The 17648-nt window shown below is 43.5% G+C and carries 9 protein-coding genes, 1 tRNA gene and 1 rRNA gene; all 11 read right to left on the bottom strand.

The window, feature by feature from the left end; translation table 11 throughout:
- Window positions 1-3: 3 nt before the first annotated feature.
- Complete coding sequence (locus HQ43_RS07505) at window positions 4-1284, bottom strand: peptidase U32 family protein (RefSeq protein WP_235305958.1); 1281 nt, start codon at window positions 1282-1284, stop codon at window positions 4-6.
- 95 nt (window positions 1285-1379) lie between these two features.
- A tRNA-Asn gene (locus HQ43_RS07500) sits at window positions 1380-1453 on the bottom strand.
- 797 nt (window positions 1454-2250) lie between these two features.
- A complete protein-coding gene (locus tag HQ43_RS07495; RefSeq protein ID WP_036791745.1) occupies window positions 2251-4911 on the bottom strand; it encodes a 4-alpha-glucanotransferase in 2661 nt (886 codons plus the stop codon).
- Between the two features lie 738 nt (window positions 4912-5649).
- Window positions 5650-7095, bottom strand: a 16S ribosomal RNA gene (locus HQ43_RS07490).
- Window positions 7096-7503: 408 nt separating this feature from the next.
- Window positions 7504-9102, bottom strand: coding sequence for a FimB/Mfa2 family fimbrial subunit (locus tag HQ43_RS07485; protein WP_036791742.1), 1599 nt, complete (start codon window positions 9100-9102; stop codon window positions 7504-7506).
- A gap of 20 nt (window positions 9103-9122) precedes the next feature.
- Window positions 9123-11060 carry a fimbrial tip adhesin FimD gene (gene fimD, locus HQ43_RS07480; RefSeq protein WP_036791740.1) on the bottom strand — a complete coding sequence of 646 codons (1938 nt, stop codon included), beginning with the start codon at window positions 11058-11060 and terminating at the stop codon, window positions 9123-9125.
- A 13-nt stretch (window positions 11061-11073) separates the two neighbouring features.
- Window positions 11074-12426, bottom strand: a complete 1353-nt coding sequence (locus HQ43_RS07475; RefSeq protein WP_036791738.1) for a fimbrial protein — start codon at window positions 12424-12426, stop codon at window positions 11074-11076.
- 13 nt (window positions 12427-12439) lie between these two features.
- Window positions 12440-13342, bottom strand: a complete 903-nt coding sequence (locus HQ43_RS07470) for a FimB/Mfa2 family fimbrial subunit (RefSeq protein WP_036791735.1) — start codon at window positions 13340-13342, stop codon at window positions 12440-12442.
- Window positions 13343-13442: 100 nt separating this feature from the next.
- Entirely contained in the window at window positions 13443-14561 is a 1119-nt protein-coding gene (locus HQ43_RS07465; protein WP_036791733.1) for a fimbrial protein, read from the bottom strand.
- 214 nt (window positions 14562-14775) lie between these two features.
- Window positions 14776-15357 (bottom strand): DUF3575 domain-containing protein, encoded by a 582-nt coding sequence (locus HQ43_RS07460; RefSeq protein WP_160217626.1) that lies wholly within the window; start codon window positions 15355-15357, stop codon window positions 14776-14778.
- Window positions 15358-15708: 351 nt separating this feature from the next.
- A complete protein-coding gene (locus tag HQ43_RS07455) occupies window positions 15709-17196 on the bottom strand; it encodes a bifunctional metallophosphatase/5'-nucleotidase (protein WP_081964569.1) in 1488 nt (495 codons plus the stop codon).
- Window positions 17197-17648 lie beyond the last annotated feature (452 nt).

The raw sequence follows: 17648 nt of genomic DNA, 5'->3' as shown, positions 1-17648 counted from the left end.
TGTTTATTTGAATCGGGAGCCGGAATCCTGCTTCATTCTCATGGCATACATTCTGTCTCCCGGACGTACCTTTTCCGGTACTTTTATACTGAAACGTTCGCCTTTCTCCGCTTTGTCAACACTCTTGAGATCTACCCTTATATCTTCAGCCACGACAAAGACGGCACCTGTCGTAGGTCCGGTGATCACCAACTCCTCTCCGACAGAGACGGCGCTGCTTTCCACCTCGACCTCCGCAACGGAAAGATTGCTGAAATACTTGGTTACTTTTGCCACATAGACCTTTACTCTTGTGGCGGAAGAGCCGTAAGAGTGTGTCCACTCTCCGAGCTTCTGTCCCAGATAGTAACCATCCCAAAATCCTCTGTTGAAGACTTGTTCCAATCTGTAATCCCAGCCATCTATCTTCTCTTGCGTAAACTCTCCGTTGCAGTAAGCCTGTAACGCTTCACGATAACACTCGGTCACGGTACGGACATACTCCGGACCGCGTGCGCGTCCTTCTATCTTAAAGACTCTCACTCCGGCGTCTATCATTTTGTTCATAAAGTGGATGGTCTTCAGGTCTTTTGGGGACATGATATACTGATTATCTATATCCATCTCGATACCATCCTCTTTATCTTTTACGGTGTACTGCCTGCGGCAAATCTGATTGCAAGCTCCTCTGTTTGCGGAAAGGTTTTTCTCATGCAGGCTAAGGTAACACTTTCCACTCACAGCCATACACAAAGCTCCGTGTGCAAACATCTCTATGCGGACAAGCTCGCCTTTGGGACCTCGAATATCCTGTCTTATGATCTCATCGTAAATATGACGAACTTGGTCCAGATTGAGCTCTCGCGCCAATACGACCACATCGGCAAAATGGGCGTAAAACTTCAACGCCTCCACGTTGGTGATATTGAGCTGAGTGGAGAGATGCACCTCCACTCCTTTTGAAAAGGCATACTGCATGGCCGCGACATCGGAAGCGATGATGGCAGAGACATCCGCCTCTTTCGCTGCATCTATTATGGAGTGCAGCAGATGCATATCCGAGTCGTATATGATTGTATTGACCGTGAGATAGGTTTTCACTCCTTTCTCCTTGCAAAGGCGGACAACCTCTTTCAGATCTTCGTTCTGAAAACTTCGGGAAGAGTTACTTCTCATATTCAATCCCTGAATACCGAAGTAGACAGAGTCTGCTCCTCCCTGTATCGCAGCGTGAAGAGCTTCAAAGCCGCCCACGGGAGCCATTATTTCTAAATCCTCCAAACGAGGTCTTATATCTGCATTCATATATCGCAAAGTTACTAATTTTTAGGGTTTCTTTCCAGACCACATACCAAAGAAAAAAGCCTTACAGACAGTATTGTCTATAAGGCTTTTGTGAGCTCTTCCTCTTGGACTTGAACCAAGGACCCTCTGATTAACAGTCAGATGCTCTAACCGACTGAGCTAAGGAAGAGTTTCAAGAATTTATCGGAAAGCAGGTGCAAATTTAGTACAAATTTTCGTTCCTGCAATAGCAATGCTCCTCCTCTGCCCGAAACAGAAGATTTTTTCACTGCAATAGGAAAAGAAAGAGCTGTTTTTCATGCCCGGATCTTTTCCTGATCTCTCACAGATTTTCCGGTCTGTCAAATAAAAAATCAAAGAGGTGAGACAAAAAGAATTTCTCTATAAAACAATCGCAGCCGAGAGGAGCTTTTATATAAAAACAGAATGACTATAAATCTCCTCAAAGAGTCGTTTTGATATAAAGAATTAAAGCACCAATTCCACTTGAAGCGCCTTAATAAGTTAATAACAAAAGAGATACAAGAAATCTCGAATTTGAGAACTTTTCTCCTCTTGGTCGTTTTCATGGGCTGTTTTCGAGTTAATAAAACTCAAAAACAAGCCGGTCGGATGTAAACAAAACCTAACTCAAAAAGAGCCACAAAAAGCACGAAACAGACCGAGAAACAGATAAAACACTGATAAACAAAAGACTAAAGAAATATTCTTAATACTTTAATTGAATCCGGTAAACGTATTAAATGAAATCGGTAAATACGTTTACCGATTTCGTTAAATACTTTAAGCCGACAAAATATATTGCTTTAGCATTTCGAGTGAACAGGTATCAAAATTTGTGTTAATAAATCACCCCGATTTAACAGTTCTGTCACGCTCTGGAAATGCCCCCTTCAAGCAAAATAGAGAGCGAGAAAAAAGCCCTTTTTTCTCGGGATGGAATATATAAAAACAGCTTTTTCGGAATTATAGGTTATGACTTCTCGATGACACCGTTTTCGTGATTTTTTTGGTAAGTTCCCTATCCGAAAGCAGCTCTTCAAGTGTGCCGGGTATCCGGTAGTCCCACACATGAGACGCATTTTCCGGGAAGTTTATCTGCTCTTTATCCGGAGAGATATGATCATACTTGCCTGTCAATGCCCACCAATCCTGTATGGGAAGAATCACGGCAAGAGCCGGCATCTTCACAAGCATATTTACCACTCCGCTCATCTCCATCGGCTCTTGGAAAAGATAGTTCAGCCCCTGCGGCGGAGTCATGGAAAGAAAGAGCTGCGTGTACTCTTGAGGCGATAGGGTTTCCCACCATTTCCGAAGGCTTGGCATATCATGAGTTCCGGTGGAAAGAATATTTCGATACTCCACATCCGCAGAGGTCATAAACGTTTCTTCGGGTTTACGAGAAATGCGAGGCAGATTGAGCGACAAGATGTTATACTTCTTCAAGACATGAGGAACAGCATTGCTCATAAAGCCTAAATCTTCTCCGCAAAGCAGCATCCTTGAACTTTTTGAAAGCCGATCCAGTCTCTCCTGCGCCGTCTTGTACCAAAGCTCATCATTTCTTTCGTAATAGTAGTGGTAGTGAAGAGCCGAAACAGCCCTCTTCTCTTCACCGGACAGTGAAGCGTAACGCATTGTAAGCTCCGGCAATACCCTCGGATGCAGACCGTTGTTCATGTCTCTGATAAACAGCGCCTCTCCTCTGATCTTTTCGGCTAACGAAATTGCCTTGCCGGAGAGAGTGGCAGAGGAAAGAGAACATTTGGGATCGGGCATTACAAGATTCTGCCCTTTTCTCTTCAAGACACCGGATGCAACAAGTTCGTTTACCACCTTTTTGGACGACATCGAAAAGGCTTGCTCTTCCGAAACGACCGGTAGGGTAAGAGCTTCAATGTCTATATCGGGGATATACTGCGCTATGGTGTGGCTGTCCAAAGGGATGGCAGGATCGAAGTAACCACAGCAGGCATTCTCCGTATATTCGGGAACAGACCAGATGCGAAAGAATCCCAAAACATGATCTATCCTGATGGCATCATAGATGAGAGCCATACACTGCATCCTGTTAGTCCACCATCTGTACTCCTCGGAAGCGATACTCTTCCAGTCATAAGTAGGAAAACCCCAGCACTGTCCCTCTGTGGCAAAAAAGTCGGGCGGTGCTCCCGCTTTGAGGTTCATATTGAGAAGATGAGGTCTTACCCAGGCATCCACACTATCGGGTGCAATCCCGATGGGCAGATCTCCCTTTATGGCTATGCGATTTTCGGCTGCATAAGTCTTGGCATCCAGCAGTTGATCATAGAGAAGATATTGAAGATAGATGTGGTAATGCAGCTCCAAAGGCAGGCTGAGACACTCCGTTCGTCCCTTTGTCTTCTCTTTCAGATAGGTGGGATAGGCACACCATTCGGCAACAGCCCTGCCCGGATGTTCGGAAGAGTAGAGCTTGAACAAGGCATATTCCAGAAGATCTTCGGAATGAGCATCATAAAAGGAGAGATATGCCTCTGTCATCCATTCTTTTGAGGAGGTAAGCTGCTCGAAATAGTGCCGGTATGCTTCCATTTTAAGAGACAAAACAGAAGAATACGCCACTTTATCTTTTTTGTCGAATCTCTTCAACTTCTGCAACAGACTCTTGCCGGCCATTCCCCTAAGCGATAGATAAACCGGGTTCAGAGCAAATGTGCTGATGGCATTATAGGGGTAGTTCCTATCGTCTGAACAGGAAAAATTGGTATCGTAAATGGGAAGAAGCTGTATCACTTGCTGCTTGGTCTGCTTCACCCAATCGATAAGAGTTTTGAGATCATCAAAGTCCCCGATACCGGTAGAGCTTTCTGTGCGCAGAGAAAAAAGAGGAACCACCGTCCCCGAAATGCGTGGAAGGGATAAGGATTGAAACGTTGGGAGTGAGAGATTTACAAGAACAGGAGCACGATTTTCCTCCGCTCTGAAGATTCTGTTTCCATCTAAAAGTTCCCACTCGACCCTGCCAAAAGGATCTTTTGCAATCAATTTGTATTCAAAAGGTTGCCCTCCTCCTCTGATTTGTGCCATAAGCCGCCCCCCAACTTGCCGAAAAGGCAGAGCCTCTTCCGGATTCCAACAGCCCAATTCTTCTATACTGCCTGCGAGATACAGACTTTCGTTCAGTGGCGAAAAAAGCAGCGGCAAAGTGAAATAAACGCCATCGTCCTCCATTTCAAAAGAGGAAAGAAGAGCGTTCGGACGCAGTATGACATCGAAAAGTTGGTTATCAAGAAGCCCCAAAGATGTGGAACAACGCCAGTCGTCTCTCACTATAAAGCTCTTGATGTCTCTCTTGAGTGGGAGTCTTAATTCGTGAACTCCGGATGTTTCACTATCGACCAATGACTCATTTCGATAAACTCCGTAGCTGTATTTAAGCACTATCTCCGTGGCTGATGAACAGGGATTTATGGTAAGAGTTCTCGTCCAAAAATCAAGGTCTAAAGGAGAGAGCATAAACAACAAAGAGGTAGCATCCCGGTTCTGAACCGAACTATTAACTACCTCAATAACACGCAGACGAATATCTTCTCCGTCTGCCACTCTCTTGGAAAGCTCAAATTTGATATGAATAGGGTGCATGAAATCTGTTTTTCTTCCGTAAAGATACCTTTTATTCACGATTTCAGCGTGGAGAGACCAGAAAAACAGATGAGACAGGAAGGAGTCTTGGAACACTTGAGGATATTCCTTTGGAAGAAATATTTAAGAAGACAGATGTAATAAATATTTGAAGACTCTTTCCGAACTCTGATTTTGCAGATTGAAGTATTGGAAAAACAGATGTAATAGATATTTGAATACTCTTTCCGAACTCTGATTTTGCGGATTGAAGTATTCAGAAAAACAGATGTAATAGATATTTGAAGACTCTTTCCGAACTCTGATTTTGCGGATTGAAGTATTGGGAAAAGCAGATGTAATAGATATTTGAAGACTCTTTCCGAACTCTGATTTTGCAGATTGAAATATTGGGAAAAGCAGATGTAATAAATATCCGGTCTGCGACATTTACACAGCTTTCTCTGAAAGAATACCGGAACAATAGATGTAATAAAATGCCTGCAAAAGGGCTATAAACAAGAAAAGAGCCTTTCTGCACTTGGCAAAAAGGCTCTCTTTATATCAGCATATTGGACAAAACAAGATGTACGCAGAACTTCTGTAACCTCTATCTTATATCCTACATAAATAACACGCAGAATATCTCGTAATACTTCGCTCCAGAAAGGAGGTGTTCCAGCCGCACCTTCCGGTACGGCTACCTTGTTACGACTTAGCCCCAGTTACCGGTATTACCCTAGNAATACTTCGCTCCAGAAAGGAGGTGTTCCAGCCGCACCTTCCGGTACGGCTACCTTGTTACGACTTAGCCCCAGTTACCGGTATTACCCTAGTACGATCCTCGCGGTGACGTACTTCAGGTACTCCCGACTTCCATGGCTTGACGGGCGGTGTGTACAAGGCCCGGGAACGTATTCACCGCGCCATGGCTGATGCGCGATTACTAGCGAATCCAGCTTCACAGAGTCGAGTTGCAGACTCCGATCCGAACTGAGATGAGGTTTGGAGATTCGCACCCTGTCGCCAGGTAGCTGCCCTTTGTCCTCACCATTGTAACACGTGTGTCGCCCCGGATGTAAGGGCCGTGCTGATTTGACGTCATCCACACCTTCCTCACGGCTTACGCCGGCAGTCTCGCCAGAGTCCTCAGCTNTAGTAACTGACAATGTGGGTTGCGCTCGTTATGGCACTTAAGCCGACACCTCACGGCACGAGCTGACGACAACCATGCAGCACCTACATACATGCCCCGAAGGGTATAAACCGTCTCCGGTCTACGTCATGCACATTTCAATCCCGGGTAAGGTTCCTCGCGTATCATCGAATTAAACCACATGTTCCTCCGCTTGTGCGGGCCCCCGTCAATTCCTTTGAGTTTCATCGTTGCCGACGTACTCCCCAGGTGGATTACTTAACGCTTTCGCTGTAGAACATACATTATATCGCATACTCTTAGTAATCATCGTTTACGGCGTGGACTACCAGGGTATCTAATCCTGTTTGATACCCACGCTCTCGTGCTTCAGTGTCAGTTGTAACTTTGTAAGCTGCCTTCGCAATCGGAGTTCTGCGTAATATCTATGCATTTCACCGCTACACTACGCGTTCCGCCTACAGCATCTACACTCAAGCTCCTCAGTTTCAACGGCAAGACTATGGTTGAGCCACAGCTTTTCACCACTGACTTAAAAAGCAACCTACGCACCCTTTAAACCCAATAAATCCGGATAACGCTCGTATCCTCCGTATTACCGCGGCTGCTGGCACGGAGTTAGCCGATACTTATTCTTAGGGTACTTGCAAATTGCCTCGCAAGGCAAACTTTAATCCCCTACTAAAGAAGTTTACAACCCATAGGGCAGTCATCCTTCACGCGAATTGGCTGGTTCAGGCTCTCGCCCATTGACCAATATTCCTCACTGCTGCCTCCCGTAGGAGTCTGGTCCGTGTCTCAGTACCAGTGTGGGGGTTTAACCTCTCAGTTCCCCTATCCATCGTCGCCTAGGTGAGCCGTTACCTCACCTACNTTAGTCCGAATTTCTCCGGGTTATCCCCCTCTGACAGGTAAGTTGCATACGCGTTACGCACCCATCCGCCGGTCGCCATCCAAATCAGCAAGCTGACTCTATGCTGCCCCTCGACTTGCATGTGTTAAGCCTATCGCTAGCGTTCATCCTGAGCCAGGATCAAACTCTTCTTTGTCATTTTGTTTTTTTTACTTTATTCCTATGCTCAGTATCCTTACTCTATTTCCCAGGTAATAGTTGACGGGTAAACACTAGAAAGTTGTAAGATGCCAAAACATCTATCTACTTCTGTTTCCCTTGTACTACTTTGTTGATTTTTGTCTCAATATGTCTATGACCTCTTTTGTTGTCCAAAGAGCATTACTCTTCTCCTGCAAAAGTGGCACAAAGTTAAGTAGAATATTCTATACCACCAAACTTCTGCAATCTTTTTCTAAACTTATGAGTATTCTCGTCGGAAGTAAAATCACAAAATAGAGATGGCCACTCCTAAAAGCAGCCATCTCGAAAATGGATCTAAATCTTCCATGAAAATCATATATCCAATATGTCTTTCTCTACTTGTATTTTTCTTAGAAAAGACTTAACTCCTGGTATATGAAACACTTCCTTTTGCAAAATACTCTGCAGATACCTCAACAGTCTCCACGTCTGATACAGAGTTGGTCTTGAAATGTACCTCCTTTGTACCCGGAGAAGTTACCCTAAAGATATGATACATATTACTTCCCCTGGTAACAACTTGCACACCTTGTTGTACGGGATAGAGTGTATTGGCTTTTATCTCTACATATAGAGGAAAAAGGTCTGCAGGAAAATCTGATGGGATATTGAAATAGACCTTAGCTACTTTTTCCTGACCAGATGGTACGGTATTGGAAGTATTGATCTTAACAGTTCCAAAACTATACGGCATTCTCAGTACAACCCGAATAACTCTTGCAAGAAAATCCCCTTTGGAAACTATAATACGAGCTTCCCTTGGTGAAGGAGGCAACTGATTTATGGCAACTCCCCTAATCTCGCCATTATTCGTGTTAAACTGAAGAGATCCGGCAGCTAAAACTTCCTTACCGGTCTCCTGTTCTATCCGGCATGTTACTCCCTCATTATTGAAAGTAGGGTTGTTAAGATCGGGATAGTACTTCGCCCAAGTGATCAGATCTTCAGATGCTTTGGTCAAGATAATCAAGGTACGCTCAACCTCAAGTTTGCTCACTCCATCACTTATAACAGGATACTTCTCTACTGTCGGGTCGAGAGCCGTATTATTATGAGAGGCAACCTGCAAAGCTGCTGCGAAGGTAGGAGAACCTCCTTTGTGTACATTCTTGATGATAATCTTATAATGATAGTTCCTTTCTATATCATACCTTTTCCTATCAGCATCTATGAGGTCTATCTTGTAATATGTAGAAGGACCTCCCTGATACTTACCTTTTATAATAGCAGTGGTAATATCTTTAGCACTTCCGTTTTTGCGCTCAAAGAGGAAACGCTCTCCCATACCCAGATTACTTTCAACTGCAGTATTAAGAACTATATCAAGTGGTTCATTCAAAGATCCCTCTTGGAACTTAAAAGTTGTCGTATTGTACGGGGCGACTGTTCCCTTCGTAAGCGTATTGTGAAGAGTAAAACCCTCGAAAACAAAATTTGCCGCCTGACTTTCAACAGTTACTTTCGCCTGATTTCGCAATAGAGATACACTTCCTTCAAGGTTGCCGGCATCAATACCATTCGGCAACTCCTTTCTCGACCAAAAGACTCCTCTATCTGTTGTCATAAGAGCTACAACAGAGGCTTCATCATGTCCTAAGATATGAGAGTCGTCCACTGTTGCCCAATCATGATTGGCGATAAAGTGAATAGTCCTAATGTCATCAGATTTAGGCAAGAGAGCTGAGAAGCGATACCCTTCTCCGGACAGGCCTTGTAATGAAGCTACTCGACGTGCGATAAGAATACCATACTGATTAAAAACCAACAGATTCAGATTCTCAACGCCACCATTATCTCTTAGCTCCACAGCCTTGAATCCGGGGATAACAGCACCAAACTCAACCAATACATCGCCCGTATCTCCCTGTTTTTTCTCATCTGCAATGTCTGTTCCCAATCTTGAACAGCCCGCAAGAGACAATATCAAGTATCCAATAAGTGTATAAATTATCTTTTTCATAAGTGTACTCCTTATTAGTGTTATTTAATATCACGGATACAACGCACGTGAGCTCTCGTCGGGGAAGAGCCCGAGGTATTATTGTTCACAAACAGGTAAGCATCATTACCGCTGTATGAATCCCAATACCATCGCCCCGTCATCAAAAGACCTTGAAGATTTGCGGGTAGATGTTGGAGTTGTTCGATATACTTCAACTCTGCTTCAGTCGGCAATCTCCATCCTTTCTTTTTCACTCCTGCTTCACTTTCTTCCCAATATAGAGCACAGTGTCTCTTGGCATCATTATATCTTTGTGCAACTGTTGCACCAAACTGAGAAGCCATCTCAAAATTAGGAGAAACCATCTTGGCGACATCCGCATTGTCAAGAGTATTGCCATCTGAATCAACCGGAGGGAATCCCAATATCAGTTCTTCATTGCTACTCGGATATTTTGCTCCTGAAGCGGAAGTTGTTACCTTATAAGTATAGGCATTACGAAGACCATTTCCCGAATTTACCATATCACTATAAGAATTGAACTGAGAAGATTTCACACTCTTTTCATTGGTAAAATAGACCCCCGGCGTCTGCTTTATATTAACCACTTCCGTAAGTGCCCCATTTGTAACCTTGAACTCAATATCTTTAGGCACCAAGTTCACAGGTATCGGACTTGTGATGGTAATATTTCCGGTTCCCACTCCCGAAGCTACAACTACTGTCGGCATCTGTGCAGGAGTAACAGGAGTAGTAACAGGAGAGCTACCATCAGCAGGCACATAGGTATATGTAGCCTTCAAGGATCCGGGCACAAGCCTGACATCGGGTTGGGAAGAATTGAAGGTTAAAACATAATCGGTGATATTTGGCATATCCACACTATTCTCGGAAACAACGAGATAGTCGGATGCTTTAACCTCAGCAAGAATAGTTCTTGTGCTCCAATCCTTAATGGTATAAACCCCGGTCAATGTTACAGGTTCTTCCTTGAGAGCACCAAGAATATTGACCGTAACCCCTACATCATAAAGCAAATTACGCTTAAAGCAAGAGTTATATACCGCTTCTTCTCCCACAAGATTCTTGGGAACCAAAGGCAAGATATATCTATATGTACGTACAGTTCCAGTCTCTTGTTTCTTTAGAGGAAGCAACAGTTCGGCATACGCTCTGCTTTCAATATTGTTTTTCCAATCTTGTTCATAAGCATAAAATGGAGCCGATGTAGTGTAGACTCCTCCCGTTAGAGCCAAATCACGTGCAGACGTCTCTTCAAACTCGGTAGGAGTATAAGTACCTCCTTCCAAAAGAGCGGACTTAGCGACAAAGTGCTTAAACTGCACCGTTCCTGTATTAGGCGTATATTCATATCCCGGAACGGAAACAGAGTTTATCTTGATCCTGATCTTGGAGGCTGCTCTCTTAAGTTTAACCAAACCCAGATCACAATCCTGATAAGTGAGCACCTTAGAGACAAAACCTTCCATCACGAAATCCGATTGAGGTGTCTCTCCGCCATTTGCTTTGAAGTCTACTGCCTGAATCACCAGATTACGAAGAGCCTCAGGAGTATTGTTAGATCCTCCGGGCGAAACATTGCTAAGGTCCGCAGAGCTATTAGCAACAATATACAGATCGTAAGAGTTTGTATTTTTGAAAAACAGATAACCGTGATTGGACGGTATCGGAATCACTACACTATTCCCCGTGATCTGCATATCCGACGGCTTGATGTGCCACTTAAGCACTCCGGCGTGATAAAGAAAAATATCCAGTTTGTTTATTGTATTTTCATTCAAAGCATCTTCTCCATCCTCTATTGTTCGAGGAGAGATATCACTGGCAGCCAACCGCAACACTAAGGAGTTCTCCCGATCCGGTTCCATCCCCTCTTCTCTTTTACAAGAAGAGAGAGATATTGCCCCTGATAGTGCAACAACACAAGCCACCATCGTCAATAAAATCTTTTTCATAAGAGTATCTCCTTTATTTACTGAACGGCATAAGAGCCTTCTTCTGCTTAATAACTATTCTGTTACCAGGTCCTATCGAGGTATTTCCCTTGAGAAGAGGAATCTCAACGTCATCCACTATGATGAACAGTTCGGTAATCCGTTCTTCAGGTCCTTGAGGATTACGAGGTCTTATCTTGATAGTGTATTCCTGACCCGCATCTCCCGACGATACAGCACCGCCTTCCTCTACAAGTTCAAAATCGATTGGATTGGGTAATATCGCTCTCCAAGTAGCCTCAACAGGATTCTTCAACTCAAATTTAAACTCAACCACATTAGCGGGAGACTCAACCTCAATGGTCTTCTCATCGAATGTGAGATGAGGAACTATCCTGAATACTCTCTTGAAGACAAGATCCTCTTTAATAACATTCCACGGAAGGACATCTGTACGTAGAGTCAGATTATTTGTTTCTCCAAGATTCTTTAGCTCAGCCGTCAAGTTGTATTGATGATTTCGCTTTATGGAGTAATGATGATCCGTAGCATTGGAACTTTCATCATTGACATACCCCACATATTGAGTTGGGATATTATTATAATGAGCATAAATTGCCAGATATGTCGCCCTCGAAACAGTGTCCGCAACAGAGCCGAGATTCTCAAAGACATAGGCAGCATTCTTGCTACCGCCCCAGACATCTACACCCTCGTTCGTTACGGGTATAAAACCATTATATCCGGAAATAACATCCCAAAACTGTACACTTCCTCCCGGCACACCTTCCATCAAAGGTGTGGAGCCGGTATTCCGATAGAGTTTTACTTGAAGAAGCTCTATCTCCGCTCCGGCACTTGCATTCTTCACCTTAAGGGTTACTTTCGCCACGCACCTCTTCAAGTCCACTGTCATCAGTAGCGGAGTGGATTGAGAAAGAATATTTACTGTTGCCTTGCCTACCATTGTCAGAGGGACAGGCAGGAAGGTCGTTGTTGTCAATCTAATATTATCCAGTTGATCTATCGTTTTGATAGCATCCAACTGAGCAGATATACCTGCCGGTTCATTTGCCACTACCAAGATTGTTTTCTCTCCGGTAGTACTTTTAATTCTAAAAGGATTGGAAAATGTCATTTCTCCTGCAGAGAAAACATCAATAGACTCAACGTGAGATCCATTAAAAACATAAACTCTGACCTTATTTATGGCATCATCTCCGGAAAACAAGCTCCCGGCTCTCATTTCCGATCCCCAAAGCATGAGAGAAATTACGGCATTCTTCTCAGAGGGAATGTCGGATAACAATGCATCTTTGCAACCCGTAAGAAAAAAAGAACCAATCAGCACGAAAAGCAAACAAACCTTTTCTGTTATAACTTTCATTTCTCTTATGTTTTTAATATTCAACTTCCTGATACACCACTCCCCAAGGAGTTACCACCACCTTAACGGAAAGATCTGCATCCACGTCTATAATAATATTGAGGAGTCTTCCGAGCTGTGGAACCAAAGGAGTGCCATCGGTACCATGAGTAAATGCTTTCTTAAGTTGTCCATCCCAATACATTTCAAGAGTATATGTCTTTCCTCCTGCATTGGGGAATGTATTGAATATTGGTGTAACCCACTGACCTGCGCCATCAAAAGCAAACGTAGGTTTGTATGAGACTACACCTCCTGTAAGTTCTCCATTTGAATTGTATGTATCCGGCGACTCTTTCAATACGAAAGATACCGATGATACTACTTCGGGCGATAGCTTACGTGCCACAATGCGCACAGAAGCCACCTTATGCTTTATCACTACGGTATGAGATTTTCCGGGTTCCAAACCACCGAACTCTACCGGTACATCCAACGATCCGGAAAACAATTCTCCGGGATAACCGGCGATTCCTTGTTTACTTTTCAGTTTCACATAAAGATCCTGTTTTTGCTTCACGGTTGCCATAGCCGGAAACTCTACAGACTCATCCAGATTGCCCCACGCGGTACAAGTAAGTGTCTTGGAGCCCGGAAATGGGATCTTTACATGCATAGGCTGCTTCTTTTTGACCTGCTCTTCGGTAAGCTTAAAGGCCTCCATCACCAATCCTTTCTCGTCAAACACAAACATGACGACATCCTTAACAGCACCTGATGCAGTAATATCATTACCATCCGCATCAAGAGCTTGCACCGTTAGCTGGAAGGGTCGAGGACAGTCTGAGAGATCTTCTTTAATACATGCTGAAAACAAGGTCATCATCAGCACAAATAGGAACCAGCGTTCTACTCGATATGTGTTTGCACGATTCATACTCTTGCTTTTTTTAGTTTAACAGAGAATGTGGGCAGGCAGATTGCCTGCCCACATTAGTTTTAGGTTTTACGGAAGATCTTTCCGTCTGCTGTTCGGCTCAATATGTAACGTTTTGATTAACTACATTCCATGGAGCTACTTTAACCTTAACGTCAAGAGTTGCAGGATCCGATGGTATAATGGTAGGATCATTGTTGCCTGGACGCTTGATAGTTACGTGAAGCTTATACTCTGTGTTACGTTTAACCTTTCCGTTGCCACCGGCATCTCCTTCATAGGAATAACCCTGCTTTGTTACATTTACCAAAATAGAGTAGTAGGTAGTTCCTTCTGCATCTGTATAAGGAGAATTTTTAACAAGCTCACCGTCAGCATCTTTAAGTAGACCCTTGATGGTCAGAACCACAGGATGAGCTGCATCCTCATTTTCATAAGTGTAGAAGTAAGCAGGAAGCTTTGGAAGCTCTTCGAATGAAGAAATCTCATCTTGCAAAGAGTTGTGCTTTTCAGAAGCAGCCGGTCTTAGATCTCCTGAGAAAGTACCCAAATCTACCCCGCTATAGAAAGGAGCATCCGCCATGTAAAGATTATCTCCAAACAGTTTGGATTTACCACGAACGTTGAAAACAAAAACTTGTTGCGGTTCAAGAGTCCAGCCTTCGAAAGTTCCGGAAAACTCGGTCTTTGCTTCTTGCAATACTACGCGAGCAGGTACTCTGACAAGAGCAAGAGGATCTGCGGAGATTTCGTTTTCATCACCGGTCTTAGTGTATCCATAAAGATTCTTTCCTGCCTTTATGGATATCTCTTTCATTTCCGAAGTCATCAGAAGACCTCCTGCATCTTCTATAACACCTTCTTTTACTGCTTCTTTCAGCTCATCAAGCGTAAATGCTTTACCAAGACCTTCTCCTCCGGCATTTGCCACAACAGCCAATGTAGCATTTCCTGCAGAGACTTCAATTTCTTTTGCTTCCATAGCGCCTTCGACTCTCTTGTATCCTTCCAAGACTTGTCCTTTGAAAACATAGACTTCAAAGTTCTTTACAGGATCAGAATCATCGGGAGCACCGAGAGCACGTAACGTACCGGAATTGATTTTAACAGATAGCGTTGCTTGCGCTTCTTCTTGAGGTACATTGATGTCCTCATTCTTGTTACAAGCCATAAAACCTAAAGCAATGGCTGCAACTACGAAAATTTTACTCGTTTTCATAACCAATTAGAATTAAAAATGTGGATAAATATTGTATAACAAGTTGTCAGTTCGAGAGTATATAAATACTATCGTAAATGGATATATTACATCACAAAGTTGTTAGTCCATGCCACTAAACAATGGCAGAGAGAGGGTGGGGATGTAAAAAACATCCCCGTTAAACCATTCTAAAAGTGTAATCTTACTTACTTAATGAGCTTCTTACTATTTACTATAAGAAGAAGACATAGGATAGCGACAAGCCGGTAAGCCCGAAATAGTGGTACACACCCTTTTCCATGAGAGTTCCGCACTTTACACACTTAAACTTCTCATAGTCGAAAAGGACATACCCTAAGTCCAAACCGAGCTCCACTCCACTCCGAGCACCAAATCTCCAGAGATAGTTATACCCGACTCCAAGTCCGTAGCCCATCCCTTCGTAGCGGTGATCTCTAAGATTTTTATAGAGACCGAACGGAGGTTTTACCCCACCGAAGTTGTACTGTGCTACCATTCCTTGAAGGGCAAACGAGTGTCCCGTGAAACTTCCTTGAGGCCAATATCGGACCTCAGGCTTCACCATCCAATGCTTCATTCGTTGGTTCTCTTTGCTCCAAAACCAATTGTAGCTACCTTTTATGCCAACAGAGTAACGAAGAGCAACCGCCTTCTCGACCGTAAGATTAGGAGATGCACCCAAAGCCCAGTTCGCAAGATTGGTCTTGAAAGCCCAAGATTGCGCTAAACCTCTTCCTGAAAAAGTAAGAGAAAGAGCAAGAAGCAGAAAAAACATCAAGCACTTAATTTTCATTTTCATTCAAGTTTAAAAGCGTTCTCTCCTCCCTTAGGAGATATACATTCGTTTTTTATATAAGTTACAAGTTCTATAATCTCATCCGGACGGCACCACTATCCCATGGTACAATATTCCTTATCACAATCCGGAAGTACAACAATCCAATAATAAACCGGGATGAGGTGTTTGTTAAAGGTAACAAGCCAAAAGTCAACGTTCAAAATCTTTACCCCAAGGGTCACTTCCAATAGCAAACCTCCCGTGTCTCAAATGTAAGCATCTTTTTTGAAACAAACAAAGAATTGCACAAAAAAGATGCTTTTTTCACCTAAAACAAACTAAGAGTAAGTTTTCAGGGGAATATGTTTAGAGCTTTGCTCCGCTGATTCGGCTCTCTTTGCGATAGCTCGGCACTGTCTTAATTTCACGAAGATAATCTATAAGTCCCTCAGCAGTAGTCCTGAAGAGAGATTTTCCTGCATCCGAGCGTTCGTACTTATAGGTTACGTTCATGTAGCTGCTCATAACCACCTTATAGACTCTATCCATATCGAAATCGGATCCATCAGGATTAAAAATCCGTACATCCTTAACATTTCTTTCGGCATCAAGTGTATATTGCAGTTTAAGTCCGGAAGGAACCATCGGGCGTTTCTCGTCCATTTCAAAGCCCGAAAGCATCATAGCGCGTATCTCATGCCCGGTAAGATTTACCAGCACCATTTCATTTCCGAACGGGTCAAGTGTGTAGACATCCATAAGAGAGATATCCCCCTTGCTCAGATTATCCATTCGGATACTGCCAGGATTGACCAAAGCGATCTCCGCACCCGCACTCTTTCTGAAAGCGTCCGCCATAAGGTAGCCGAGCTGCTCGGATGACGTAAAGTGGTCTCCGGCTTGTGCCACAACCTCTTCCAAAGGAGAAGCAGCCAGATAGCGTGCCACCATTTCCTGAATCTCCGGTCTCACATTGCCACTCTTTCCTACCGGCAAGAGCTTCATACTCTTTTGCACCTTGCCATCGGGATGCAGAGCCATGGTGATAAGCGTAGCATATTTGAGCTTGCTTGCCGCCTGCGTGATAAGGATGTCGTTATGAACCTGCTCGGTATCTATCTTTGTATGAGAGTGCCCTCCTATGATAAGATCCACCTTTCCGGCAGGAAGATTTTTTGCCAACTCTACATCGTTTTCAAACCCATAGTGATTGAGATAGATGAGAATATCGCAGCTATCTTTCAAGAAGGTCATATCTTTCCCGACCTGCAGCGGATCTTTGAACGAAAACTCCCTTACTCTGTCCGGGTGTGTATCCGGAATGTTTCCGCTGTTGATATCCAAAATAGAGGTAAAACCGACCCTCACGCCACTCGGCATACGGAGTATCTTGTAAGCCTTGAAAGGGAAGTCGGCATGAGGCAGTACCACATTGGCGCACAAATAGTCGAAGTTGGCTCTTCGGATGAGTACCTCCAGCGGGTTATCCTTACCGTTTGTGTCGAACTCATGATTACCAACGGCAGAGAGGTCAAACTTCAAAGCATTCATCAGCTCTACCATTGGAAGCCCTTTCGGAACATACTGGTCGTTCAGAGGATTACCGGTCTGATTATCGCCACCTGAGACCAAAAGAAGCCCCGGATAGATTCCTCGCAGGCTGTCTACCATGTATGCAAAACGAGGAAAATTGGGCAGAGTGGCATGTATATCATTAACGGCAAGAATATTTACCACTTGTGATTTGGTCTCCGTCCTTGCTATCTTTTTGGAAGTACCACAACCTACCAACGAAGCTGCAAGAAGCAAAAAGGACATCGGTAGAAATAAATAGTTTCTCTTGATTGTTTTCATAGCTTGTCTCCTGTTTTTTCACTCCTGCTCAAACATTGCCATATTTTGCGCCCTCTATTTTTCTTAAAGACGCGAAGCAGGCAAAGCAAACATCCCTTTCAAACTCTTTCCCATACAGGATACTCTATTCTACAAAATGATACGCAACTTCTGCATCTGCAAAAGCACGACATCTTTTCAATGAGAGATCAAAAAGAGATTTTTTTGCCAAAGCAGGATCTTCTATTATACCTATATTTTGCAAATGTATACGACAAAGGTAAATATTTTTTAAGCACGATTCACATTAAAAAGAACAAATAAAAGTTATGACAAAATCGCCTCCTACAAATCCTATTTTCATATATCCGGCTCCGGATGAAGATGAAAAACATTGCAGACAAGCGTACTCTCTTTTTTATTCATTCCTATTATTCTTTTAAGCGCAACAGAATTATTAAATCAGGCCGATT

It is taken from the genome of Porphyromonas canoris (assembly GCF_000769115.1).
GTDB classification, from domain to species: Bacteria; Bacteroidota; Bacteroidia; order Bacteroidales; family Porphyromonadaceae; genus Porphyromonas_A; species Porphyromonas_A canoris.
This window is presented reverse-complemented; position numbering and strand designations above follow the sequence as displayed.

Excerpts from the sequence above, each read along its gene's own strand:
- HQ43_RS07505 (WP_235305958.1), bottom strand. The coding sequence starts at position 1,284 with ATGAATGCAGATATAAGACCTCGTTTGGAGGATTTAGAAATAATGGCT.
- HQ43_RS07495 (WP_036791745.1), bottom strand. The coding sequence starts at position 4,911 with ATGCACCCTATTCATATCAAATTTGAGCTTTCCAAGAGAGTGGCAGAC.
- HQ43_RS07485 (WP_036791742.1), bottom strand. The coding sequence starts at position 9,102 with ATGAAAAAGATAATTTATACACTTATTGGATACTTGATATTGTCTCTT.
- fimD (WP_036791740.1), bottom strand. The coding sequence starts at position 11,060 with ATGAAAAAGATTTTATTGACGATGGTGGCTTGTGTTGTTGCACTATCA.
- HQ43_RS07475 (WP_036791738.1), bottom strand. The coding sequence starts at position 12,426 with ATGAAAGTTATAACAGAAAAGGTTTGTTTGCTTTTCGTGCTGATTGGT.
- HQ43_RS07470 (WP_036791735.1), bottom strand. The coding sequence starts at position 13,342 with ATGAATCGTGCAAACACATATCGAGTAGAACGCTGGTTCCTATTTGTG.
- HQ43_RS07465 (WP_036791733.1), bottom strand. The coding sequence starts at position 14,561 with ATGAAAACGAGTAAAATTTTCGTAGTTGCAGCCATTGCTTTAGGTTTT.
- HQ43_RS07460 (WP_160217626.1), bottom strand. The coding sequence starts at position 15,357 with ATGAAAATTAAGTGCTTGATGTTTTTTCTGCTTCTTGCTCTTTCTCTT.
- HQ43_RS07455 (WP_081964569.1), bottom strand. The coding sequence starts at position 17,196 with ATGAAAACAATCAAGAGAAACTATTTATTTCTACCGATGTCCTTTTTG.